Annotated in this window: 21 protein-coding genes and 1 pseudogene; 4 read left to right on the top strand and 18 right to left on the bottom strand. The window is 68.6% G+C overall.

The genetic code is table 11. The annotated features are described in order from the left end of the window. Positions 1-5: 5 nt before the first annotated feature. From nuoL to OIC96_RS19600, 12 genes are read right to left on the bottom strand one after another with little or no spacing between them, the layout of a single operon-like run. Positions 6-1,919 (bottom strand): NADH-quinone oxidoreductase subunit L, encoded by a 1,914-nt coding sequence (gene nuoL / locus OIC96_RS19545; RefSeq protein ID WP_330306613.1) that lies wholly within the window; start codon positions 1,917-1,919, stop codon positions 6-8. 14 nt (positions 1,920-1,933) lie between these two features. Then, a complete protein-coding gene (gene nuoK / locus OIC96_RS19550) occupies positions 1,934-2,233 on the bottom strand; it encodes an NADH-quinone oxidoreductase subunit NuoK (RefSeq protein ID WP_018568277.1) in 300 nt (99 codons plus the stop codon). After that, a complete protein-coding gene (locus OIC96_RS19555; protein WP_330306612.1) occupies positions 2,230-3,045 on the bottom strand; it encodes an NADH-quinone oxidoreductase subunit J in 816 nt (271 codons plus the stop codon). The genes nuoK and OIC96_RS19555 overlap by 4 nt, the downstream gene beginning before the upstream one ends. Then, on the bottom strand, positions 3,042-3,653 hold the full coding sequence (gene nuoI / locus OIC96_RS19560) for an NADH-quinone oxidoreductase subunit NuoI (RefSeq protein WP_327430853.1): 612 nt from the start codon (positions 3,651-3,653) through the stop codon (positions 3,042-3,044). Before nuoI ends, OIC96_RS19555 begins: the two co-directional genes overlap by 4 nt. Then, on the bottom strand, positions 3,646-5,019 hold the full coding sequence (nuoH, locus tag OIC96_RS19565; RefSeq protein WP_330306611.1) for an NADH-quinone oxidoreductase subunit NuoH: 1,374 nt from the start codon (positions 5,017-5,019) through the stop codon (positions 3,646-3,648). Before nuoH ends, nuoI begins: the two co-directional genes overlap by 8 nt. Then, on the bottom strand, positions 5,016-7,520 hold the full coding sequence (locus OIC96_RS19570) for an NADH-quinone oxidoreductase subunit G (protein ID WP_330306610.1): 2,505 nt from the start codon (positions 7,518-7,520) through the stop codon (positions 5,016-5,018). The genes nuoH and OIC96_RS19570 overlap by 4 nt, the downstream gene beginning before the upstream one ends. Next, entirely contained in the window at positions 7,517-8,899 is a 1,383-nt protein-coding gene (gene nuoF, locus OIC96_RS19575) for an NADH-quinone oxidoreductase subunit NuoF (RefSeq protein WP_330306609.1), read from the bottom strand. The genes OIC96_RS19570 and nuoF overlap by 4 nt, the downstream gene beginning before the upstream one ends. Beyond that, positions 8,899-9,642: an NADH-quinone oxidoreductase subunit NuoE gene (gene nuoE / locus OIC96_RS19580; protein WP_330310239.1), complete on the bottom strand. Its 744-nt coding sequence runs from the start codon at positions 9,640-9,642 to the stop codon at positions 8,899-8,901. The genes nuoF and nuoE overlap by 1 nt, the downstream gene beginning before the upstream one ends. Before the next feature lie 29 nt (positions 9,643-9,671). Beyond that, positions 9,672-11,015, bottom strand: coding sequence for an NADH-quinone oxidoreductase subunit D (locus OIC96_RS19585; RefSeq protein ID WP_330306608.1), 1,344 nt, complete (start codon positions 11,013-11,015; stop codon positions 9,672-9,674). Beyond that, complete coding sequence (locus OIC96_RS19590; RefSeq protein ID WP_330306607.1) at positions 11,012-11,752, bottom strand: NADH-quinone oxidoreductase subunit C; 741 nt, start codon at positions 11,750-11,752, stop codon at positions 11,012-11,014. Before OIC96_RS19590 ends, OIC96_RS19585 begins: the two co-directional genes overlap by 4 nt. Continuing rightward, positions 11,749-12,303, bottom strand: a complete 555-nt coding sequence (locus OIC96_RS19595; protein WP_003998928.1) for a NuoB/complex I 20 kDa subunit family protein — start codon at positions 12,301-12,303, stop codon at positions 11,749-11,751. The genes OIC96_RS19590 and OIC96_RS19595 overlap by 4 nt, the downstream gene beginning before the upstream one ends. 14 nt (positions 12,304-12,317) lie before the next feature. Beyond that, the gene (locus tag OIC96_RS19600; RefSeq protein WP_007383963.1) at positions 12,318-12,677 is read right to left on the bottom strand and encodes an NADH-quinone oxidoreductase subunit A; all 360 of its coding nucleotides are present in this window, start codon (positions 12,675-12,677) and stop codon (positions 12,318-12,320) included. A 713-nt stretch (positions 12,678-13,390) separates the two neighbouring features. On the opposite strand from OIC96_RS19600, the gene OIC96_RS19605 reads away from it, so the two are divergent. Continuing rightward, positions 13,391-14,221, top strand: a complete 831-nt coding sequence (locus OIC96_RS19605; protein ID WP_327430847.1) for a C40 family peptidase — start codon at positions 13,391-13,393, stop codon at positions 14,219-14,221. 95 nt (positions 14,222-14,316) lie between these two features. On the opposite strand, the gene OIC96_RS19610 is transcribed toward OIC96_RS19605, so the two are convergent. Then, the gene (locus tag OIC96_RS19610) at positions 14,317-16,125 is read right to left on the bottom strand and encodes a hydroxysqualene dehydroxylase (protein ID WP_330306606.1); all 1,809 of its coding nucleotides are present in this window, start codon (positions 16,123-16,125) and stop codon (positions 14,317-14,319) included. A gap of 87 nt (positions 16,126-16,212) precedes the next feature. Between OIC96_RS19610 and def the strand changes: the two genes are divergently transcribed. After that, positions 16,213-16,839: a peptide deformylase gene (def, locus tag OIC96_RS19615; protein ID WP_330306605.1), complete on the top strand. Its 627-nt coding sequence runs from the start codon at positions 16,213-16,215 to the stop codon at positions 16,837-16,839. A 12-nt stretch (positions 16,840-16,851) separates the two neighbouring features. Here def and OIC96_RS19620 read toward each other — a convergent pair whose 3' ends face one another. Continuing rightward, entirely contained in the window at positions 16,852-18,156 is a 1,305-nt protein-coding gene (locus OIC96_RS19620; protein ID WP_330306604.1) for a geranylgeranyl reductase family protein, read from the bottom strand. A gap of 98 nt (positions 18,157-18,254) precedes the next feature. On the opposite strand from OIC96_RS19620, the gene OIC96_RS19625 reads away from it, so the two are divergent. Both OIC96_RS19625 and OIC96_RS19630 read left to right on the top strand, forming a co-directional pair. Further along, positions 18,255-18,761 carry a GNAT family N-acetyltransferase gene (locus OIC96_RS19625; protein ID WP_330306603.1) on the top strand — a complete coding sequence of 169 codons (507 nt, stop codon included), beginning with the start codon at positions 18,255-18,257 and terminating at the stop codon, positions 18,759-18,761. Positions 18,762-18,842: 81 nt separating this feature from the next. After that, entirely contained in the window at positions 18,843-19,175 is a 333-nt protein-coding gene (locus OIC96_RS19630) for a PASTA domain-containing protein (RefSeq protein ID WP_330306602.1), read from the top strand. A gap of 44 nt (positions 19,176-19,219) precedes the next feature. Here OIC96_RS19630 and OIC96_RS19635 read toward each other — a convergent pair whose 3' ends face one another. The 4 genes and pseudogenes from OIC96_RS19635 to OIC96_RS19650 form a co-directional block, all read right to left on the bottom strand. After that, complete coding sequence (locus tag OIC96_RS19635; RefSeq protein ID WP_330306601.1) at positions 19,220-19,915, bottom strand: demethylmenaquinone methyltransferase; 696 nt, start codon at positions 19,913-19,915, stop codon at positions 19,220-19,222. A gap of 167 nt (positions 19,916-20,082) precedes the next feature. Further along, positions 20,083-21,528: an acyltransferase family protein gene (locus OIC96_RS19640; RefSeq protein WP_330306600.1), complete on the bottom strand. Its 1,446-nt coding sequence runs from the start codon at positions 21,526-21,528 to the stop codon at positions 20,083-20,085. Beyond that, positions 21,529-23,859, bottom strand: a pseudogene (locus OIC96_RS19645) (bifunctional polysaccharide deacetylase/glycosyltransferase family 2 protein). It abuts the gene before it with no gap. A gap of 19 nt (positions 23,860-23,878) precedes the next feature. After that, positions 23,879-24,244 carry a hypothetical protein gene (locus OIC96_RS19650; RefSeq protein ID WP_330306599.1) on the bottom strand — a complete coding sequence of 122 codons (366 nt, stop codon included), beginning with the start codon at positions 24,242-24,244 and terminating at the stop codon, positions 23,879-23,881. Positions 24,245-24,305: the final 61 nt, after the last annotated feature.

Below are 24,305 nucleotides of genomic sequence, written 5' to 3' on the forward strand. Positions count from 1 at the left end.
CGGTATCAGACCGCCCTCATCAGCAGGGTCGCGGCGATGAGGATCGCCACACCGCCGAACATCGAGACCGCGTAACTGCGCACATAGCCGTTCTGCAGCTTGCGCAGCCGCCCGGAGAGGCCGCCCATCGAGGCCGCCGTGCCGTTGACGACCCCGTCGACCAGGGTGTGGTCGACGTAGACCAGGGAGCGCGTGAGGTGCTCACCGCCGCGCACCAGCACGACGTGGTTGAAGTCGTCCTGGAGCAGGTCGCGCCGGGCGGCCCGGGTGAGCAGGGAGCCGCGCGGGGCGACGACCGGGACGGGACTGCGCCCGTACTGGGCGTACGCGATTCCGGCGCCGACGACGAGCAGCGCCATCGTGGCCAGCGTGACCGTGAGGGCGCTGACGGGCGAGTCGCCCTCCGAGTGCCCGGTGACCGGCTCCAGCCAGTTCAGGAAGCGGTCGCCGATGCTGAAGAAACCGCCCGCGAAGACCGATCCGAAGGCCAGCACGATCATGGGGATCGTCATGGACCTCGGGGACTCGTGCGGGTGCGGCCCATGGCCCTCCGCGTCCGGCTGCCAGCGCTTCTCGCCGAAGAAGGTCATGATCATCACGCGCGTCATGTAGTACGCCGTGATGGCCGCGCCCAGCAGGGCCGCGCCGCCGAGGATCCAGCCCTCGGTGCCGCCCTTGGCGAAGGCCGCCTCGATGATCTTGTCCTTGGAGAAGAAGCCGGACAAGTACGGGAAGCCGATGATGGCGAGGTAGCCGAGGCCGAAGGTGACGAAGGTGATCGGCATGTACTTCCGAAGGCCGCCGTACTTCCGCATGTCGACTTCGTCGTTCATGCCGTGCATGACCGAACCGGCGCCGAGGAAGAGCCCGGCCTTGAAGAAGCCGTGCGTCACCAGGTGCATGATCGCCCAGACGTAGCCGATGGGGCCGAGGCCCGCGGCCAGCACCATGTAGCCGATCTGCGACATGGTCGAGCCGGCGAGCGCCTTCTTGATGTCGTCCTTCGCGCAACCGACGATCGCACCGAAGAGGAGCGTGACGGCGCCGACCACGGTGACGACGAGCTGCGCGTCGGGCGCCGCGTTGAAGACCGCGCCCGAGCGGACGATCAGGTACACACCCGCGGTCACCATGGTCGCGGCGTGGATGAGGGCCGAGACCGGGGTCGGGCCCTCCATCGCGTCCCCGAGCCAGGACTGCAGCGGCACCTGGGCGGACTTGCCGCAGGCGGCGAGCAGCAGCATCAGGCCGACGGCGGTCAGCTTGCCCTCGGTGGCGTCTGTGACCAGCCCCGGGTGCTCCTCGGTGCCGAGCACCGGCCCGAAGGCGAAGGTCCCGAAGGTCGTGAACATCAGCATGATGGCGATGGACAGGCCCATGTCGCCGACGCGGTTGACCAGGAAGGCCTTCTTCGCGGCGGTGGCGGCGCTGGGCTTGTGCTGCCAGAAGCCGATGAGCAGGTACGAGGCGAGGCCCACGCCCTCCCAGCCGACGTACAACAGCAGGTAGTTGTCGGCGAGGACGAGCAGCAGCATCGCCGCGAGGAACAGGTTCAGATAGCCGAAGAAGCGGCGCTTGCGCTCGTCGTGCTCCATGTACCCGACCGAGTACAGGTGGATCAGCGAGCCGACGCCGGTGATCAGCAGGACGAAGGTCATCGACAGCTGGTCGAGCTGGAAGCCGACGTCCGCCTGGAAGTTTCCGACGGCGATCCAGCTGTACAGGTGCTGCGTCAGGGTCCGTTCCCCGGCGCTCTTCCCCAGCATGTCGGCGAAGAGCACGACGCCGATCACGAAGGAGGTGGCCGCGAGCGCGGTACCGATCCAGTGGCCGACGGCATCAAGCCGCCTTCCGCCGCACAGCAGTACGGCCGCTCCGAGCAGAGGCGCCGCTACCAGCAGCGCAATCAGGTTCTCCACGATTCAGCGACCCCTTACAGCTTCATCAGGCTGGCGTCGTCGACCGAGGCCGAGTGGCGGGAACGGAACAGCGACACGATGATCGCGAGCCCGACCACGACCTCCGCGGCGGCGACGACCATCGTGAAGAAGGCGATGATCTGGCCGTCGAGATTGCCGTGCATACGGGAGAAGACCACGAACGCGAGGTTGCAGGCGTTGAGCATGAGCTCGACGCACATGAACACCACGATCGCGTTCCGCCTGATCAGTACGCCGGTGGCACCGATCGTGAACAACAGGGCGGCGAGATAGAGGTAGTTGACCGGGTTCACTTGGACGCCTCCTCCGGCTTCGCGCGCTCCAGACGCTCCTCGGCGCGCTGCTCCAGGGCCTTCAGATCGCTCAGCGCCTCGGAGGACACGTCCCGGATCTGGCCGCGCTCCCGCAGCGTCTTGTTGACGGTCAGCTCGGACGGGGTGCCGTCCGGGAGGAGGCCCGCGATGTCCACCGCGTTGTGCCGGGCGTAGACACCGGGCGCCGGGAGCGGCGGTACGTGCTTGCCCTCCCGTACGCGCTGCTCGGACAGCTCGCGCTGGGTCTTGGCGCGCTCGGTGCGCTCGCGGTGCGTGAGCACCATGGCGCCGACGGCGGCCGTGATGAGCAGAGCACCGGTGATTTCGAAGGCGAACACGTACTTCGTGAAGATGAGGGCGGCGAGGCCCTCCACATTGCCGTTCGCGTTCGCCTTGCCCAGGCCGTTGAAGTCCTTGATGGACGCGTTGCCGATGCCCGCGATCAGCAGGACGCCGAAACCGAGGCCGCACACCAGGGCCAGCCAGCGCTGGCCCTTGATGGTCTCCTTCAGGGAGTCCGCCGCGGTGACACCGACGAGCATGACCACGAACAGGAACAGCATCATGATCGCGCCGGTGTAGACGACGATCTGCACGACGCCCAGGAAGTACGCGCCGTTGGCGAGGTAGAACACCGCTAGGACGATCATGGTCCCGGCGAGGCACAGTGCGCTGTGCACGGACTTCTTCATGAAGACGGTGCACAGGGCGCCGATCACGGCGACAGTGCCGAGGACCCAGAACTGGAAGGCCTCTCCGGTGGAGGTGGAGTAGGCGGCCAGATTGCTCATGCCTCCACCTCCTCTCCAGCGGGCTGCTCGCCCTTGGAGACAGCGACTTGGCGCACCGTGCCGGGTGCCGCCTCGGTCACCAGGCCCCGGTAGTAGTCCTGCTCGTCCGTGCCGGGGAAGATCGAGTGCGGTGTGTCGACCATGCCCTCTTCGAGACCGGCGAGCAGCTGCTCCTTGGTGTAGATGAGGTTGGCGCGGCTCGAGTCGGCCAGCTCGAACTCGTTCGTCATCGTCAACGCGCGCGTGGGGCACGCCTCGATGCACAGGCCGCACAGAATGCAGCGGGCGTAGTTGATCTGGTAGACGCGGCCGTACCGCTCGCCCGGCGAGTAGCGCTCCTCGTCGGTGTTGTCCGCGCCCTCCACATAGATGGCGTCCGCCGGACAGGCCCAGGCGCACAGCTCGCAGCCGACGCACTTCTCCAGGCCGTCCGGATGGCGGTTGAGCTGGTGCCGGCCGTGGAACCGCGGGGCCGTGGTCTTCTGCTGCTCCGGGTACTGCTCGGTCAGCCGCTTCTTGAACATGGCCTTGAAGGTCACGCCGAAGCCGGCGACGGGGTTCTGGAAGCCAGGCTTCGTCTGCCCGGTCTCCTTCGGCTCCTCAGCCATCGGACCCCTCCTTTCCGTCACGAGATCCGCCAATTGATCCGTCACTCGCAGTATCGGACCCACCACTGACAATCAGCTCCCGCTCGCGGCGCGGGCGGCGCCGCGGCACCGGCGGCAGCTCCTGTCCCGGCAGCGGCGGTACCGGGAATCCACCGGCCATCGGGTCGAAGGCGGCGGGTTCGGCGGGCGCCTCCTGAGCGCCCTGCTTGTCGCGGAAGATGTCCGCGGCGAACGACAGCAGCAGCAAGGCGAGGACGCCTCCACCGACGTACAGGGCGATGTCCGCGAAGTCGTAGTTCTCGTTCCGCAGCGTCCGTACGGTCGCGACGAGCATGAGCCAGACCACGGAGACCGGGATGAGGACCTTCCAGCCGAGCTTCATCAGCTGGTCGTAGCGGACGCGCGGGAGCGTGCCGCGCAGCCAGATGAAGAAGAACAGCAGCAGCTGCACCTTCAGCACGAACCAGGCCATCGGCCACCAGCCGTGGTTGGCGCCCTCCCAGAAGGTGCTGATCGGCCAGGGGGCCCGCCAGCCGCCCAGGAAGAGCGTGGTCGACACGGCCGAGACCGTCACCATGTTCACGTACTCGGCGAGCATGAACAGCGCGAACTTGATGGACGAGTACTCGGTGTTGAAGCCGCCGACCAGGTCGCCCTCGGACTCCGGCATGTCGAAGGGGGCGCGGTTGGTCTCGCCGACCATCGTGATGATGTAGATCACGAAGGAGACCGGCAGCAGGATGATGTACCAGCGGTCGTGCTGCTGCTCGACGATCGTCGAGGTCGACATCGACCCGGAGTAGAGGAACACCGAGGCGAAGGCGGCGCCCATGGCGATCTCGTAGGAGATCATCTGCGCGCAGGACCGCAGGCCACCCAGCAGCGGATAGGTGGATCCAGAACTCCAGCCGGCCAGCACGATCCCGTAGATGCCCACCGAGGCGACCGCGAGGATGTAGAGCATCGCGATCGGCAGGTCGGTGAGCTGCATCGTGGTGCGCTGCCCGAAGATCGAGATCTCGTTGTCGGCGGGCCCGAAGGGGATCACCGCGATCGCCATGAAGGCCGGGATGGCCGCGACGATCGGCGCGAGGACGTAGACCACCTTGTCCGCGCGTTTGACGATGACGTCTTCCTTGAGCATCAGTTTGACGCCGTCGGCGAGCGACTGGAGCATCCCCCAGGGGCCGTGCCGGTTGGGGCCGATGCGCAGCTGCATCCAGGCGACGACCTTGCGCTCCCACACGATGGAGAACAGCACGGTCACCATCAGGAAGGCGAAGCAGAAGACCGCCTTGATGACGACCAGCCACCAGGGGTCGCGGCCGAACATGGAGAGGTCTTCAGCGGCGAGGTACGGGCTCATGCCTCCACCTCCTTGGGGGCCTCGGCGGCGAGGGTCGCCGGGCCGATGCGGACGAGTGCGCCGGGCAGCGCCCCGGTGTCGGAGGCGACGCCCCCTCCGGTGGAGTTCAGCGGGAGCCAGACCACGCGGTCGGGCATCTCGGTGATCTCCAGCGGGAGTTCGACCACTCCGGAGGGGCCGGTCACGGCGAGGACGTCGCCGTTCTTGACGCCGGCCTCGGCGGCCGTGGCGGCCGACACACGCGCGCGTGCGGCGTGCCGGGTCCCGGCGAGCGCGTCGTCGCCCTCCTGGAGGCGGCCCTGGTCGAGCAGCATCCGGTGGCCTGCCAGTACGGCCTCTCCGGCGGCGGGACGCGGCAACTGGGCCGCCACCTCCAGGGGTTCGGTGGCCCGCGGTCCGTCCCAGGCGCCGAGCCGGTCCAGTTCCCCGCGCGTGGTGCGCAGGTCCGGCAGACCCAGGTGTACGTCCATGGCGTCGGCGAGCATCTGCAGGACGCGCGCGTCGGTGGGCGCCAGGCGACGGGTCATCTGGTCCGGCTTGAGTGCCGCCTCGAAGAGGCGGACCCGGCCTTCCCAGTTGAGGAAGGTGCCCGGCTTCTCGGCGACCGCGGCGACCGGAAGGACGACGTCGGCGTGCTCGGTGACCTCGCCGGGGCGCAGTTCCAGCGACACCAGGAAGCCCACTTCGGACAGTGCCCTACGCGCGCGTGCCGGGTCCGGAAGGTCGGCGATCTCCACGCCGGCGACCAGCAGGGCCCGCAGTTCGCCCCCGGCGGCGGCCTCGACGATCTGGCCGGTGTCGCGTCCGTAGCGGTGCGGGAGTTCGGAGACGCCCCAGGCGGCCGCGACCTCGTCCCGCGCGCGCGGGTCGGTGGCCGGACGTCCGCCCGGCAGCAGCGAAGGCAGCGCGCCCGCCTCGATCGCGCCGCGCTCCCCGGCCCGGCGCGGAATCCACACCAGGTGGGCGCCGGTCGCGGACGTGGCCCGTACGGCGGCGGTGAGCCCGCCCGCCACCGCGGCTAGGCGCTCGCCCACGACGATCACGGCGCCTTCGGCGCGCAGGGCCTCGGAGGCTTTGGCGCCGTCGCCCTCCAGGCCGACGCCGCTCGCGAGGGCGTCCAGCCACTCGGTCTCGGTGCCGGGAGCGGCGGGCAGCAGCGTGCCGCCCGCCTTCTCCAGGCCGCGCGTCGCGTACGTGGCGAGCGAGAAGGTCTTCTGCCCGTGCCCCCGCCACGCCTTGCGCAGCCGCAGGAAGACGCCGGGGGCCTCCTCCTCGGACTCGAACCCGACGAGCAGAACGGCGGGCGCCTTCTCCAGAGAGGTGTACGTGACGCCCGTACCGTCGAGGTCCCGACCGCGTCCGGCGACCCGGGCGGCCAGGAAGTCGGCCTCCTCGGCGCTGTGCACGCGCGCGCGGAAGTCGATGTCGTTCGTGTCGAGGGCCACGCGCGCGAACTTGCTGTAGGCGTAGGCGTCTTCGACGGTGAGCCGGCCACCGGTCAGGACGCCGGTCCTGCCGCGGGCCGCCAGCAGCCCTTCGGCCGCCGCTTCGAGCGCCTCCGGCCAGGAGGCGGGTTCAAGGACACCGTCGGCGTTGCGGACGAGAGGCGTGTCCAGGCGGTCCCGCTGCTGCGCGTAGCGGAACCCGAACCGCCCCTTGTCGCAGAGCCACTCCTCGTTGACCTCCGGGTCGGGAGCGGCGAGGCGGCGCATGACCTTGCCGCGCCGGTGGTCGGTGCGGGTGGCGCAGCCGCCGGAGCAGTGTTCGCACACGGAGTGCGAGGAGATGAGGTCGAAGGGGCGCGAGCGGAAGCGATACGCCGCCGACGTCAGCGCACCGACCGGGCAGATCTGGATGGTGTTCCCGGAGAAGTACGACTCGAAGGGGTCGCCCTCGCCGGTGCCGACCTGCTGGAGCGCGCCCCGCTCGAGCAGCTCGATCATCGGGTCGCCGGCGATCTGGTTGGAGAACCGGGTGCAGCGGGCGCACAGCACACATCGTTCGCGGTCGAGCAGCACCTGGGTGGAGATCGGGACCGGCTTCTCGTACGTCCGCTTCCTGCCCTCGAAGCGGGACTCGGAGTGGCCGTGCGACATGGCCTGGTTCTGCAGCGGGCACTCGCCGCCCTTGTCGCAGACCGGGCAGTCCAGCGGGTGGTTGATGAGCAGGAGCTCCATCACACCCTTCTGGGCCTTTTCGGCGGCGGGCGAGGTGAGGTGGGTCTTGACGACCATCCCGTCCGTACAGGTGATCGTGCAGGACGCCATGGGCTTGCGCTGGCCCTCGACCTCGACGATGCACTGGCGGCAGGCGCCGGCCGGGTCGAGCAGCGGATGGTCGCAGAACCGGGGGATCTCGATGCCGAGTTGTTCGGCGGCCCGGATGACCAGGGTGCCCTTGGGCACGCTGATCTCCACGCCGTCGATCGTCAGCGAGACGAGATCTTCCCGCGGGACCGCCGCCTCCCCGCCTCCGGAGGGAGCGCTGGTGGTCACTGTCATGCGTTCACCTCCGTGCGATCGGCCCAAGCCGTGGACTTGGCCGGGTCAAAGGGGCAGCCGCGGCCCGTGATGTGCTGCTCGTACTCCTCGCGGAAGTACTTGAGCGAGGAGAAGATCGGCGAGGCGGCGCCGTCGCCGAGGGCGCAGAACGACTTGCCGTTGATGTTGTCGGCGATGTCGTTCAGCTTGTCGAGGTCGGACATGACGCCCTTGCCGGCCTCGATGTCGCGCAGCAACTGCACGAGCCAGTACGTTCCTTCGCGGCACGGCGTGCACTTGCCGCAGGACTCGTGGGCGTAGAACTCGGTCCAGCGGGTGACGGCGCGGACGACGCAGGTCGTCTCGTCGAAGCACTGGAGCGCTTTGGTGCCGAGCATGGAACCCGCGGCACCCACTCCTTCGTAATCAAGAGGGACGTCGAGGTGCTCGTCGGTGAACATCGGGGTCGAGGAGCCGCCCGGCGTCCAGAACTTCAGCCGGTGGCCGGGCCTCATCCCGCCGCTCATGTCGAGGAGCTGACGGAGGGTGATGCCGAGCGGGGCTTCGTACTGGCCGGGGTTGGTGACGTGGCCGCTGAGCGAGTAGAGCGTGAAGCCGGGGGACTTCTCGCTCCCCATCGACCTGAACCATTCCTTGCCTTTGTGGAGAATTGCGGGAACTGACGCGATCGATTCGACGTTATTCACCACAGTCGGGCACGCGTAGAGGCCCGCGACGGCAGGGAAAGGGGGACGAAGCCGCGGTTGACCACGGCGGCCTTCGAGCGAGTCGAGCAGTGCGGTCTCCTCACCGCAGATGTACGCGCCGGCGCCCGCGTGCACGGTGAGTTGGAGGTCGAGTCCGCTGCCCAGGATGTTCTCGCCGAGGTAGCCCGCCGCGTAGGCCTCACGCACGGCCTCGTGCAACCGCCGCAATACGGGGACCACTTCACCGCGCAGATAGATGAAGGCATGCGAAGACCGGATGGCATAACACGCGATCACAATGCCCTCGATGAGGCTATGCGGGTTCGCGAAGAGGAGCGGGATGTCCTTGCAGGTTCCCGGCTCCGACTCGTCGGCGTTGACAACTAGATAGTGAGGTTTGCCATCACCCTGAGGAATGAACTGCCACTTCATTCCGGTGGGGAATCCCGCACCACCTCGGCCGCGCAGCCCGGAGTCCTTGACGTACGCGATCACGTCGTCGGGCGACATCGCGAGCGCCTTGCGCAGGCCCTCGTACCCCTCGTGCCTTCGGTAGACATCGAGCGTCCAGGACTTCTCCTCGTCCCAGAAGGCCGACAGCACGGGTGTGAGCAGCTTCTCGGGGCTGGTCTCTCCCCCACGCTCGAACTCGCTCACGCGGGCGGTGCCCCCATTCTCGGGTGCCAAGGTCATCACTCCCCCTCCTCTACGGCCGGGCCGGCAGGCCGCTCGTCCTGAGGACCCTCACCACGCGGATGTACTACGCGCGCAGGCTGCGTCTCGCCCTTGGCCAGGCGCAGCCCGATCAGTGATGCCGGGCCCGCGCTGCCGCCGGCCTCCACGGCGCCCTCGCGCTCGTCGGGGAAGCCCGCCAGGATCCGGGCGGTGTCCTTGAAGGTGCACATGGGGGCGCCGCGGGTGGGTTCGACCTGTGCTCCCGCGCGCAGCTCGTCGACGAGGCGCTTGGCGGAGTCCACGGTCTGGTTGTCGAAGAACTCCCAGTTGACCATCACGACCGGCGCGAAGTCGCAGGCCGCGTTGCACTCGATGTGCTCCAGGGTGACCTTGCCGTCGCCGGTGGTCTCGCCGTTGCCGACGCCCAGGTGGTCCTGGAGGGCCTCGAAGATCGCGTCGCCGCCCATGACCGCGCACAGGGTGTTGGTGCAGACACCCACCTGGTAGTCACCGCTCGGCTTGCGCCGGTACATCGAGTAGAAGGTCGCGACCGCGGTGACCTCGGCCGTGGTCAGACGCAGCACGTCCGCGCAGAACCGCATGCCCGTGCGCGTGACGTGGCCCTCCTCCGACTGCACGAGATGCAGCAACGGAAGGAGCGCCGAGCGGGAGTCCGGGTAGCGGGCGATGATCTCGCGCGCGTCCGCTTCGAGCCGGGCTCGAACGTCGTCCGGGTAGTCGGGCGCGGGCAGTTGGGGCATGCCCAGGCTGACGCCCTCGGGGGTGGTGGTCACCGGTCGACGCCTCCCATCACAGGGTCGATGGACGCGACGGCGACGATGACGTCGGCGACCTGGCCGCCCTCGCACATCGCCGCCATGGCCTGCAGGTTGGTGAAGGACGGGTCACGGTAGTGGACCCGGTAGGGGCGGGTGCCTCCGTCGGAAACGACGTGCACCCCGAGTTCGCCCTTGGGTGACTCGATCGCCGCGTACGCCTGTCCCGGCGGGACTCGGAAGCCCTCGGTCACCAGCTTGAAGTGGTGGATCAGGGCCTCCATGGAGGTGCCCATGATCTTCTTGATGTGGTCGAGTGAGTTGCCGAGACCGTCGGGGCCGAGCGCGAGCTGGGCGGGCCAGGCGATCTTCTTGTCGGCGACCATGACCGGGCCGGGCTGCAGCCGGTCCAGGCACTGCTCGACGATCCGCAGCGACTGGCGCATCTCCTCCAGCCGGATCAGGAAGCGCCCGTAGGAGTCGCAGGTGTCGGCGGTCGGGACGTCGAAGTCGTACGTCTCGTAGCCGCAGTACGGCTGCGACTTGCGCAGGTCGTGCGGCAGGCCGGCCGAGCGGAGGATCGGGCCGGTGGCGCCGAGGGCCATGCAGCCGGCCAGGTCCAGGTAGCCGACGTCCTGCATACGGGCCTTGAAGATGGGGTTCCCGGTGGCGAGCTTGTCGTACTCGGGAAGGTTCTTGTTCATCTTCTTCACGAACTCACGGATCTGGTCCACCGCGCCCGGGGGCAGGTCCTGGGCGAGTCCGCCGGGGCGGATGAACGCGTGGTTCATCCGCAGGCCGGTGATCAGCTCGTAGATGTCGAGAATGAGTTCACGATCACGGAAGCCGTAGATCATGATCGTGGTGGCGCCCAGCTCCATGCCGCCGGTGGCGATGCACACCAGGTGGGAGGAGAGCCGGTTCAGCTCCATCAGGAGCACGCGGATGATCGTGGCGCGGTCGGGGATCTGGTCCGTGATGCCGAGGAGTTTCTCGACGGCGAGGCAGTACGCCGTCTCGTTGAAGAACGGCGTCAGGTAGTCCATGCGCGTCACGTACGTGGTGCCCTGGGTCCACGTGCGGTATTCGAGGTTCTTCTCGATGCCGGTGTGGAGGTAGCCGATGCCGCAGCGGGCCTCGGTGACCGTCTCGCCGTCGATCTCCAGGATGAGCCGGAGCACGCCGTGCGTGGACGGATGCTGCGGCCCCATGTTGACGATGATGCGCTCATCGTCGGACTTCGCCGCGGACTGGGCGATCTCGTCCCAGTCGCCGCCGGTGACCGTATATACGGTTCCCTCGGTCGTCTCGCGGCCCGAAGCGGGTGATGCCGCGGAAGAAGGGGTCTGCGTGCTCATGAGTACGACCTCCGCTGGTCCGGAGCCGGGATCTGGGCGCCCTTGTACTCGATGGGGATGCCACCGAGGGGGTAGTCCTTGCGCTGCGGGAAGCCCTGCCAGTCGTCCGGCATCATGATCCGCGTCAGCGCCGGGTGACCGTCGAAGATCAGCCCGAAGAAGTCGTACGTCTCGCGCTCGTGCCAGTCGTTCGTGGGATAGACGGAGACGAGCGAGGGGATGTGCGGGTCGGCGTCGGGGGCGCTGACCTCCAGGCGGATCAGCCGGTTGTGGGTGATCGAGCGCAGGTGGTAGATGGCGTGCAGCTCGCGGCCCTTGTCACCGAGGTAGTGCACTCCGCTCACGCCCGTGCACAGTTCGAAGCGGAGGGCCGGGTCGTCGCGCAGGGTCTGGGCGACACGGACCAGGTACTCGCGTTCGATGTGGAAGGTGAGCTCGTCGCGGTCGACGATCGTCTTCTCGATGGCGTTCTCGGGGACGAGCCCCTGTTCCTCCAGGGCGCCTTCCAGTTCGTCGGCGACCTCGTCGAACCAGCCGCCGTAGGGGCGGGTGGCCGGGCCGGGGAGCCGGACGGAGCGGACCAGGCCGCCATAGCCGGAGGTGTCGCCGCCGTTGTTGGCGCCGAACATGCCGCGCTGGACGCGGATCTCCTCGCCGCCGTCGCCGCGCTGGCCGGGGAGGTTCGAGGCGCCGAGGTCCTTCTCGGGGTTGACCCCGTTGCTGTTCGCGTCGCTCACCGCAGCAGGCCCTTCATCTCGATGGTGGGAAGCGCCTTGAGCGCCGCTTCCTCCGCCTCGCGGGCCGCCTCCTCGGCATTCACGCCGAGCTTGGAGGTCTGGATCTTCTGGTGGAGCTTGAGGATCGCGTCCATCAGCATCTCGGGCCGCGGCGGACAGCCGGGCAAATAGATGTCGACCGGGACGATGTGGTCGACTCCCTGCACAATGGCGTAGTTATTGAACATTCCACCTGATGATGCGCAAACCCCCATGGAGATCACCCACTTGGGGTTGGGCATCTGGTCATAGACCTGCCGCAGCACCGGCGCCATCTTCTGGCTGACCCGGCCGGCCACGATCATCAGGTCCGCCTGGCGCGGCGATCCACGGAAGACCTCCATACCGAAGCGCGCCAGGTCGTAGCGCCCCGCGCCGGTCGTCATCATCTCGATGGCGCAGCAGGCGAGTCCGAACGTGGCGGGGAAGACGGACGCCTTGCGCACCCAGCCCGCGGCCTGCTCGACGGTGGTCAGCAGGAATCCGCTCGGCAGCTTTTCTTCGAGTCCCATGTCTTAAAGGCCCCTCAGTCCCATTCCAGGCCGCCGCGCCGCCATACGTACGCGTACGCGACGAAGACGGTGAGCACGAAGAGCAACATCTCCACGAGCCCGAAAACACCCAGGGCGTCGAAGGTGACGGCCCAGGGGTAGAGGAAGACGATCTCGATGTCGAAGACGATGAAGAGCATCGCCGTCAGGTAGTACTTGATGGGGAACCGCCCGCCGCCGGCCGGCGTGGGGGTCGGCTCGATACCGCACTCGTACGCTTCGAGCTTGGCGCGGTTGTACCGCTTCGGACCGATCAGCGTGGCCATGACCACGGAGAAGATCGCAAAGCCTGCCCCGAGGGCTCCCAGTACGAGGATCGGCGCATACGCGTTCACGCTCCTCGCTCCTCTCAGTCGGCACTGACTGGTGGCGGTTCGGCGGGCAAGCACTTCTGCCTCACCAGCCCCACGAACCACACCCGTCCCGGTGAAGATCGCGAACATGTGAAGCAGGTCACAAGCCCAACTGCCTCGCATCTTATGCCCGCCGGTCTGTGATCTGCGACACGGGGTATTGCACAAGCTTTGTGATCTCCACCACCTGACGAACGATCATGAAGTCGGATGAGCGGTGATCTTCATACGCGAAGCGTCCGAGTGATCACCAGAGGTGACATTTCCGCTCGTCACCGCAGGTCCAGGGCGGCGTCTCCATATCAAGAGAGTTCCTCTGCATGCAAATTGGTGATGGACGCGGAGCCTTGATAGAGGAGCGCGTTCACACTTCGGGGGGAGTTGCGCGGCCGGGTGTGGACGCGTGCACGCGTTCACGAGCGGAGGCGGCCGGGACTCACGCGCGAGACGCCACCGCCGCGGTGGCCGTTCCGTGACCTGCGCCACATCTCCCTATGGGTCAGATAAGCCGGGCTTGGCCATCCGCTTCAACCGGTGGTAGGCGACGGGCAATTCGGACGTAATACGGAAAGGCCTTGATCACGGGCTTGATGGGCCGTGTCCGCAATGCCCGTTACGGCGTCAATAAAGGGTGACGCGCGTTGAATTCGGCCGTGGATTGAACAACTGTGGCGCAGCACACGTTTCTTGAAGGTATGGAGGACCCCCTGGTACCGCTTGTACTCATGTCCCACACCGCTCACATACGAAGCCACCGGAAGCCCCGCCGCAACGCGTCGTCGCTCGCGATGCGCGCCGGAGTTGCCGGTGGCGTTCTCAGCACCCTGGCAGTGGCTGGTGCGTCCGGTTCGGCGAACGCCGCCGAGTCCACGACGCAGACCCTCGAACTGCCCGCCCTGACGGCCGACCTGGCCGCCCAGGTCGCGCAGTCCGCGGACGCCACGCAGCAGGCCGCGGCGAACTACGAGCTGCAGGCTGAGCGTGACGCGGCCGCCGCGAAGGCCGCAAAGCAGGCCAAGGCCGACCTCGCGGACGCCAAGGAGAAGGCGGAGGCCAAGAAGAAGGCGGCCGAGGCCGCGCGCAAGGCCGCCGCCGCCGAGGCCGTCTCGCGTTCCTCCGCGCGGACCACTCTGTCCGCATCCGCGTCCACGAGCGTCTCGGCCCCCGCCAGCGGCAGTGTCGCGACCGTCATCGCCTTCCTCAAGGCGCAGGTCGGCGACGCCTACGTCATGGGCGGCACCGGCCCCAACGCGTGGGACTGCTCCGGTCTCGTGCAGGCCGCGTTCAAGCAGGTCGGCGTCGACCTGCCGCGCGTCTCGCAGGACCAGTCGACGTCCGGTACGCCGGTCTCGCTGTCCAACATCCAGGTCGGCGACATCCTGTACTGGGGTTCGGCCGGTTCGGCGTACCACGTGGGTGTGTACATCGGCAACGGCCAGTACCTGGACGCCGCCAACCCCTCCAAGGGTGTGGTGATTCAGGACCTTTCGGGCTACCCGGCCACGGGCGCGGTGCGCGTTCTCTGACGCGCGGGTGTCTTCCGGAGGGCCGCTCCCCCATCGGGCAGCGGCCCTTTCGGCTACCCCATTCGCCCCATCTCGTTCAGCTCTTCCGATTCGCCCTATCCGAGGTCGAATGTGTTGGGCAGGCCCAGTTTGTAGCGGAGTTCGTCCACGCGCTTGAGCGGCTCCATCTCCGGCGGCCGGTACAGCTCCCGGATCTCACAGCGCTCGGCGCCCGAATGGTCCGCGTCCAGCAGCGCGTTGACCGCCCGGCGCGCGGACTCGTTGGCGCCCTCCATGGTCGCCAGGTCCACGTCGGTGCGCACGTAGTCGCCGGCGAGGAAGAAATTCGGTACCGCGGTCCGGGCGGAGGGGCGGTTGTAGAGGGTTCCCGTCGGATGGATGAGGAGCGGCTCGCGGTTCTGCGGGTCCGGGCCGCCGAGTCCCGTCACCGCCGGGTCCATGAACCAGCCGAGCCGGTCGGCGTCCGTGAGCGTGGTCTTCCCGGAGTCGTTGAGGCCGTCCTTGAGCTGCGCCCAGGTCTCGGCGACGATCTCTTCCTTGGTGCACTCACGGGCCGTCTTGCCGTACAGGATCCCGGGCTTGTCCCACTCCGAGACGATCGCGGAGAGGCAGTCGTGGGCGGTGCCGTCTCCGTAGTCGGCCGAAAAGTCGCGTACGTCCCAGAACTGGGCCTGTCCGATGCCCGTCACCGACCACGGTGAGTCGAGGCAGTTGATGTGCCCGTGCACCACCGGCGTCGGCGTGCGCAGATAGAACTGGATCCCCACCATCCAGTCCGTCTTCAGGGCGTCGCACTTGGCGAGCTGCGGGTCGGCGGCGCGCAGGGCCGGGCCCCAGGTGCCGCGGGCGTGCTCGACGGGGAGCGCGGAGACGTAGTGGTCGGCGGTGACCGTACGTTCCTGGCTGCCGTCGGGGGCCGAAACGCGTACGCCGGTGACACGCCCGCCCGCGTACAGGACCTCACGCACCTGCGTACGCGTCACGAACTCGACGCCCAGGGAGCGCAGATATGTCTCCCAGGGGGCGATCCAGGCCTCACTCGTCGGGGCGTTGAGCACGCGGTCGATGTCGGCGTCGCCGTCCATACCGCGGCCGAGGAGGCCCCACAGCAGCAGGGCCTCGATGATGACGCGGCCGACGGTCCGGGTGGAGGCCACCTCGGCGCGGGTGGCGACGAGGTTGCGGGTCTGGCCGATGCCGAGGAGCGTCCGGTACTCCTCGCTCATGTCCTCGGCGCGGATGAAGTCCCACCAGGAGGTCTTCTCCCACTGGTCCTCGCGGCGGGCGTCGCAGCTGGTGAGGTGGACCAGGAGACGGTCGGCGAAGTACGCCGCCTCGTGGGCGGGCAGCCGGGTGCCCAGGTCGAGGACGGACAGGAGCTGGTCGCGGATCCAGGACGGGGTGAGGTCGCCGGGCGCGGGCGGGGTCGTCACCCGCCGCAGGGGGAAGTGCAGATCGGGGCGGCCGCCCGCGCGGGCGAACAGGGCCTCGGTGCCGCCGCGGAGGTTGTCGTGGACGCCGTTCGCGTTGCCGGGGAAGGGAATCCGGCGCATCGTGTCCGGGAGGTTTCGGTAGAAACCGGGGAAGAAGCGGAAGCCGTGTTCGCCGGGGAGGGGTTTGCGTCCGCCGCCCGCCGTCCCCGGCGCGTCCATCGAGCGGGCCTTGCCGCCGAGGACGTCGTAGTACTCGTAGACGGTCACCGCGTAACCCCGCTCGGCGAGTTCATGGGCGGCACTGAGACCGGAGACGCCGCCGCCCAGTACGGCGACGTGCTTGCCGGAGGCGGCGCTCGCGCTGCCGGGCCATAACGCGACGGCACCGACCGCTCCCCCGGCCCCCGCCAGGAAGCGTCTGCGGGTGTGGCCGGTCTGCTCCTGAGGCTGTTGCGCGTGTTCTGTTGTCATGAATACGGGAGGGTAGGGAGCGGCGCCGGAGGCCGGAAGGCCGCGACCCGGCCACCCACAGCATCCTCACACCCGAAGGAGACAGCGATGCCCCGTGTGTTCGTTCAGGGAAGGCCCGTCGACGCGTATCCGCGACTCGCGCCGGAGGCCCGGCGCGGATCGGTGCGGCGGATCACCGAGGTGGGCGAGGAGGTCCTGCACCGGCCGTGCCGGGACGTGACCGAGTTCGGTCCCGATCTCGCCGCGCTCATCGCCGACATGTTCCTGACCATGCATGTCGCCGACGGCGCGGGGCTCGCCGCGAACCAGGTCGGTGTCGATCTGAGGCTCTTCGTGTACGACTGCCCGGACGACGACGGCGTCCGGCACGTCGGGCACATCGCCAACCCGGTCCTGGACCCGCTCGACCCGGCCGGCCGGCGCCTGCTCGACGAGGGCGAGGGGTGCCTTTCCGTACCGGGCGCCGTCATGGACGTACTCCGGCCGGACCGCGCCGTCGTACGCGGCTTCGACCAGGACGGGAACGCTCTGGTCATCGAGGGGACGGGGTACTTCGCCCGCTGCCTCCAGCACGAGACCGACCACGTCAACGGCCAGATCTACCTGGACCGGCTCTCCCAGCGCGAACGGCGGGACGCGCTGCGGCAGATGGAGGACCGGCGCGAGCGGGTGTTCGCCCGCCGCGCCGACAAGGAGGCGGAGCTCAGCCGGTAGCCCGCGCGGGGCTCACGCCTTCGGGGCCACCTTCGAAAGGCCGTTGATGATGCGGTCCATCGCGTCGCCGCCCGTCGGGTCCGTCAGGTTCGCGAGCATCTTCAGCGTGAACTTCATCAACAGGGGGTGCGTCAGGCCGCGCTGGGTGGCGATCTTCATGACCTTCGGATTGCCGATGAGCTTCACGAAGGCGCGGCCGAGGGTGTAGTAGCCGCCGAAGGTGTCCTTGAGGACCTGCGGGTAGCGCTGCAACGCCAGCTCCCGCTGGCCGGGGGTGGCGCGCGCGTGGGCCTGGACGATGACGTCGGCGGCGATCTGGCCGGACTCCATGGCGTAGGCGATGCCCTCACCGTTGAAGGGGTTCACCAGGCCGCCGGCGTCGCCGACCAGCAACAGGCCCTTGGTGTAGTGCGGTTGGCGGTTGAAGGCCATGGGGAGGGCGGCGCCGCGGATCGGGCCGGTCATGTTCTCGGGGGTGTAGCCCCAGTCCTCCGGCATCGAGGCGCACCACGCCTTCAGGACCTCGCGCCAGTCCAGTTCCTTGAAGGAGTTGGAGGTGTTGAGGACACCGAGGCCGACGTTCGAGGTGCCGTCGCCCATGCCGAAGATCCAGCCGTAGCCGGGGAGCAGGCGGTCCTCGCCCGGCCCCCGCTTGTCCCACAGCTCCAGCCACGACTCCAGGTAGTCGTCCTCGTGGCGCGGGGAGGTGAAGTACGTACGGACCGCGACGCCCATCGGGCGGTCCTCGCGGCGGTGCAGGCCCATCGCCAGGGAGAGGCGGGTGGAGTTGCCGTCGGCGGCGACGACCAGCGGGGCGTGGAAGGTGACCTCGCGCTTCTCCTTGGAGTCCGCGTCGCCGATCTTGGCGTGCACGCCGGTGATGCGGCCGGTGCGGTCGTCGATGATCGGGGCGCCGACATTGCAGCGCTCGTACAGCCGCGCGCCCGCCTTCTGCGCCTGCCGCGCCAGCTGCTCGTCGAAGTCGTCCCGCTTGCGTACGAGGCCGTAGTCGGGGAAGGAGGCGAGATCCGGCCAGTCCAGCTGGAGTCGGACGCCGCCGCCGATGATGCGCAGGCCCTTGTTCCGGAGCCAGCCGGCCTCCTCTGAGATGTCGATGCCCATCGACACGAGCTGCTTGGTGGCGCGCGGGGTCAGGCCGTCACCGCACACCTTCTCGCGCGGGAACGCGGTCTTCTCCAGGAGCAGGACGTCCAGTCCGGCCTTGGCCAGGTAGTAGGCGGTGGTGGAACCGGCTGGCCCGGCCCCGACGACGATGACATCGGCGGTGTTCTCGGAGAGGGGCTGGGGCTCGGTCACGGCGGGTTCTCCCCAAGATTCGGAATCAACGTGCCGACGGGCACTGGACATGGGCAGTCTATGCAGCGGTACTGATCACCTGGCTGAAGGGCTGCCCCGTGAACCGAGCTCTCCCCGACGTACAGCTCCGAGTCCCCACCGACGAGGACGCCTTCGCCTGGCACCGGATCTTCGCCGACCCTGAGGTCATGGAGTTCCACGGGGGCAGGGCGGCCGAGTTGTCCGTGTACGAGGAGCTCACCGCACGGCAGCGGCGGCACGACGCCGAGTACGGGTTCTGTCTGTGGACGATGGTCGACTCGGAGGGTGACGTGCTCGGCTTCACCGGCGCGCAGCCGTGGCCGCACGCCTGGGGGCCGACGGGGCAGATCGAGATCGGCTGGCGGCTGGGGCGGGCGCACTGGGGCAAGGGGTATGTCACGGCGGCCGCCCGCACCACCCTGGAGCGGGTCCGCGCGGCGGGCGTCGGCCACGTCGTCGCCATGGTCAACGCCCGCAACGAACGCTCCATCGCGGTGACGCGACGGCTCGGCATGGAGCTCGCCGAGCGGTTCACCCTGCCGGCGTCGGGGCAGGAGGGGCACCGCTACCGGCTGGCCCTCTGACGGAGCCGGGCACGTCTCCTTACGGCTTCCGGAAGGGCACGGGCGAGGCTTACCCTTCCGGTACCGCTGGGGGTGACGTCTGTGCGTATAACACCCAAGACACCCGAAGTGCGCGTACCGCGGCTCGTGGGCCTGATGGCCATGGACGCGCGCGAGACGGCCGAGGCGCGAGGGATGGTGCTCGCCGCGCCCGACCGGCCCGACTTCCATCTCACGGTCGTCGATTACGTCGTACGGCAATATCCCCCGCCCGGCGCCGAGATCCCGCGCGGTGCCGTGGTCACCGTATGGTTCGACCTCGGTGACGCGGAGGGCGGCGCGGGAGTGCGCGAGCCGCGGCTGCCACGTCCGCCGTCGGGCGGGATGCGTCGCGAGCTCGACGAGCCGGGCGACCCGTTCGAGGTCCTCAGGTGACCGGGCCGGTCGTCAGGTGACCCGGCCCGGCGGGAAAGGCGTGCTCAGGCCTGCTTGAAGCCCCGGTGCAGCGCCACGACGCCGCCCGTCAGGTTCCGCCAGGCCACCTTCGACCAGCCCGCCTTGCGCAGCCGCTCGGCCAGTTCGGGCTGGTTCGGCCAGGCGCGGATGGACTCGGCGAGGTAGACGTACGCGTCGGGGTTGGAGGAGACCGCGCGGGCGACCGGCGGCAGCGCGCGCATCAGGTACTCGGTGTACACCGTGCGGAACGGCGCCCACGTGGGGTGCGAGAACTCGCAGATCACGACACGGCCGCCGGGCTTGGTCACCCGGTACAGCTCGCTCAGCGCGGCGTCGGTGTCCTGCACGTTGCGCAGTCCGAAGGAGATCGTGACCGCGTCGAAGGTGTCGTCCTTGAAGGGCAGCTTCGTCGCGTCGCCCGCCGTGAGCGGCAGCCAGGGGTGGTTCCTCTTGCCGACCCGGAGCATGCCGAGGGAGAAGTCGCAGGGCACGACGTACGCGCCGGTGCGGGCGAAGGGGAGGGACGAGGTCGCCGTACCGGCCGCCAGGTCCAGGATCTTCTGCGCGGGCCGGGCGTCGACGGCCTTCGCGACCTCCCGGCGCCACACCCGGTCCTGCCCGAGCGACAGCAGGTCGTTCGTCAGGTCGTACCGTTCCGCCACGTCGTCGAACATCGAAGCGACTTCGTGCGGCTGCTTGTCCAGGGATGCGCGGGTCACGGTCCCATTGTGGCAGTACGAGCCGGGCGACTCTCCAGCGCCCGGCCCGTACGCCGGTCTTATGCGACCCCCTCGGCTCCCCTCGGCGCCCCTCTCGGGGAGCCCCCGGAGGCCACCCCGGGGAACCCCTCGGAGGCCACTCCCGGGGAACTCCGCGGGGGCCGCCCTCAGGGCAGCAGCTTCGGCTTCTTCTTCGCGGCCACGTCCTCGACCCAGCCGAACAGCGGGATCGCGACCCAGATCAGCACCCATCCGATGCCGAACATGAACCACTGGCTCTCCAGCGGCAGCCACTTCTCGAAGGCGGGCACCTTCCAGAACTGGTCGATCAGCGGTACCGCGAGGATCAGGGCGATCTCGTGCCAGAGGTAGATCGTCACCGCGCGCCCGTTGAAGATCGTCACGATCCGGTCGAGCCGCTTGAAGCGGGCGAGCCATGCGAAGTCGACGTTGTAGTACGCCTTGAAGTACATCAGCAGCGTGACGAAGCCGGCCGACCAGAAGGCCTGGGCGATCGGGATCTCGTCCAGGTCGTAGGTGCCGAACTCCCCTTGGTGGCCGAAGGCGAACCAGCCGCCGTACCCGAGCGCGGCCAGCGACGCCAGCACCACCAGGGCGGGCTTCAGCCGCTGGAGCACGCCCTCGCGGTGCGCGAAGCCGACGAGCCAGCAGAACAGATAGGTGGCCAGGTCGGTGATGGCGCTGCCGAAGCGGTCCCACGGCGGCGTCCAGCCGTACTGGAAGACCACGATCGGCACGAGGGAGAGGAGCAGGACCGGGATGGGGGCCTTGCGGAAGATCCACAGGAGCAGCGGGGAGAGCAGCACGAACCAGAGGTACGTGCGCAGGTACCAGAGGATCTCCCAGGCCTGGATGCCCCAGTGGTTGCCCGGCGGGTCGCCGACCGGGACGACCCAGAAGACGATCTGCCAGCCCGGCATCCAGTCGTGGATCATCATCGCGACCACGACGAAGAAGCCCCAGAACCAGAAGGGCGGCAGCAGCCGCCGCATCCGGCTCTTGACCACCTTGAACGCGGGGCGCTCCAGGGACTTGGCCATCAGGGTGCCGGCGAGCGCGAACATCACGCCCATGGAGGGGAAGACCATGCCGGCCCAGGCCCACCCGAACGTGTGGTACGTGACGACGCGGACCAGGGCGACGGCGCGCAGGGCGTCGAAGTAGCGGTCACGGCCGCCGGCTTTCGCCTTCGGCTTCGGCTCCTCCGGTTCCGTGGGCGGCGGCTCCTCCACCGCAGCGGGAGCGGGGGTCTGAGCGGGGGGCTCGGACGGAACGGCGTCCAGCTGAGCGGTGGTGGAGGCCGCTTCCGGTTTCTCGGGCGCGTACGACCACGGCTGCTCGTACTGCGTGGGCTGTACGGGCTGCGCGTACGGCTGCTGCGCGGGCTGGGCGTACGGCTGCGGCTGGGCATAGCCCTGGCCGTATCCCTGGTCGTACTGGGGGTACCCCTGCCCGTACTGCTGGGGCGGGGCCTGCTGCCCCCCGTACCCGCCGTAGCCGTAACCCTGCTGGCCCTGCTGGCCCTGCGGCCCTTGCGGCCCTTGCCGTCCCTGTTGCCCCTGTTGTCCTTGTTGTTCCGAGCCCCAGCTCATCTAGCTCACTCCTGCCGGAGTCCCGACCTCACCCGTGCGCTTGAGCTTCTGCCAGCGCAGACGTCCGCCGGTCAGGGCCGTGACGCAGGAGTGGATCAGAACGAGGTACATCATCTGGCGGTACGCGAGTTGCTGCAGCGGCAGCATCGCGAGATAGCGGTACTTCTCCCGGTCGAGTCGGAACGCGTAGGCCGCGCAGACCAGTTGGACGGCGAGGACGGCCAGCCAGGCGAGCAGCGCGGCCTGGAAGTCCACGAAGATCATCGAGTAGACGGTGAACACGTCGATGAGCGGCGCGAAGACCGGCGTGACGATCTGGAAGAGCACGACCAGGGGCATGCCCACGCGGCCGAAGCGGCCCGAAGGCCCCTTGTCCGTCAGGGACTTGCGGTGCTTCCACAGCGCCTGCATGGTGCCGTACGACCAGCGGTAGCGCTGCGACCACAGCTGCTTCAGCGAACCGGGCGCCTCCGTCCAGGCCTTGGCGTGCTCCTGGTAGACGACCCGCCAGCCCGCGCGGTGCATGGCGATGGTGATGTCGGTGTCCTCGGCGAGCGTGTCCTCGCTCATCCCGCCGACCTGGAGGACCGCGTCCCGGCGGAACGCGCCGATGGCGCCCGGGATGGTGGGCATGCAGCGCAGCAGGTCGTACATACGGCGGTCGAGGTTGAAGCCCATCACGTACTCGATGTGCTGCCAGGCGCCGATCACAGTGTTGCGGTTGCCGACCTTGGCGTTGCCCGCGACCGCGCCGATCTCCGGGTCCGCGAAGGGCTGCACGAGCTGGTGCACGGCGTCCGGCTCGAAGACCGTGTCGCCGTCCATCATCACGACGATGTCGTAACTCGCGTTGCGGACACCGTTGTTGAGGGCGGCCGGCTTGCCCGCGTTCTCCTGCCGGATGACGCGGACGTTCGGCATGCCGAGCGACTCGGCGATCTCGGACGTGTTGTCCTCGGAACCGTCGTCGACGACGATGATCTCGATCGGATGGGTGCTCTTCGCCAGCGACTTGAGGGTGTTGGCGATGCACTCCTTCTCGTTGTACGCGGGCACGATCACGGTCACCGGCCGGGTGACCGTCGGGCCCCAGCTGAACTTCCCGCCCCTGCCGCGCTTCCTGTTGCGCTGTCTGTAGTGGCGGCGGGCGAGGATCAGCATCATCCCGAACCGGCCCATCACGGCGACGCCGACGACGACCAGGAACCAGGACAGCGCCGGTACGACCCATTCGGCGACCGCGACCGCCCAGATGAGGGCCTTGCCCTCGTAGAGCGTGGTGCCGGTGGCCGTACGGTGAGCGGCCTGCGCGGTGTTGATCTTGACTGCCGTGCCCGAACCCGCGGCCGTACCCGAACCCGAGGCCTTGCCCGTGACACCGGGCGGCTGCTGACCGGCCTGCTGACCGGCTCCGGCGGCCTGCCCCGCGCCGCTCGCCCGCGCGGCCTGGTTCAGCTTGGCCTGGGCGCCGCTGACCGTGGTGAAGGTGTAGCCCTTCGCCTTCATCTTCTTGATGTACGTGTCGAGCGCCTTGACCGTCTGCGAACGGTCACCGCCCGCGTCGTGCATGAGGACGATGGCGCCCTTGTTCTTCTTCGGCGTGGCCCACTGGACGATCTTCGAGACGCCCGGCTTCTTCCAGTCGTCGCTGTCGGTGTTGACGAAGACGCTGGTGTAGCCCAGGCCGCCGATCTCCTGGTAGACCGGCCAGCTGTAGTTGTCGACGGCGTTGATCTCCGACGAGTACGGGGCACGGAACAGCGTGGTGGTGACGCCCGCCGCGCCCGCGAGGGCCAGCTGGGTCTGCAGCAGCTCGCGCTTGAGGCGCGCCGTGCTCTGGTACGAGAGGTCGACGTGCGTGAAGGTGTGGATGCCGACCTCGTTGCCCTGGTCCACGAGGTTCTTCACCACGCTCGGGTAGCGCGAGACCATCGAGCCCACCATGAAGAAGGTGGCCTCGATGTCGTTGTCCTCAAGGACCTTGAGGACCTGCGGAGTCCACTCCCCGGTCGGCCCGTCGTCGAAGGTGAGCACGATGGTCTTCTTGGGCACGGACTGGGTCTTCGCCGTGCCGTTGTTGAAGGTCAGGATGGGGCCGCCGTCAAGGATCTTCTCGGGGACCTTGTCGTAGGCCGCGCCGTCGCGTACGCGCGAGTCGTTGCCGATCTAGGAGCGCAGGTAGCCGTCGAGCAGCATCACGCTGGTGAGTCCGAGCAGGAGCAGCAGGGCGAGGATGACACGCGGCTTCTGCAGCGCCGCGGCCTTGCCGGCCGCCCGCTCCATCTTGGAGGGGGCGCGCCGACGGCCGCGCGAGGGCGTCGTCGTAGTCATGAGAGTGGGTGCGTCCCGGTCACTTGGCGCCTGTGGAGGCGGACACGGAGGGAGCGGAGGAGGGCGGGGTGCCGGTGGGAACGCCGCTGGGGGCGATGCCGCCCTGCGGCTGCAGGTTGCCGCCCGGAGCGGAACCGGACTGGCCGCCGCCGAAGGGGAACAGCGAGGACGGCGTCAGCGAGGTGCCCCAGCCCATGAAGGCCATGCCGAGCACGGCCGCGTAGCCGAGACATACGACGCCGATCAGGATGCCGACTCTGCGCAGCAGGCGGGCTCTGCGCCCAGAGTTGTCGACGAACACGGGACCTTCCAGGGCCCCGCTGCCGCGTTTGCGGCGGCGTCCGCGCACTTCGGCGCGGCTTTCGATGACTGACTCGGATTGCATTCCCCGGATATTAGGAGGCCTTTATGTGGCCAATTCCAAGGTTCTCATGTGAGAGAACCAT

The organism is Streptomyces sp. NBC_00775 (assembly GCF_036347135.1).
In the GTDB taxonomy this organism is placed as follows: Bacteria; Actinomycetota; Actinomycetes; order Streptomycetales; family Streptomycetaceae; genus Streptomyces; species Streptomyces lutosisoli.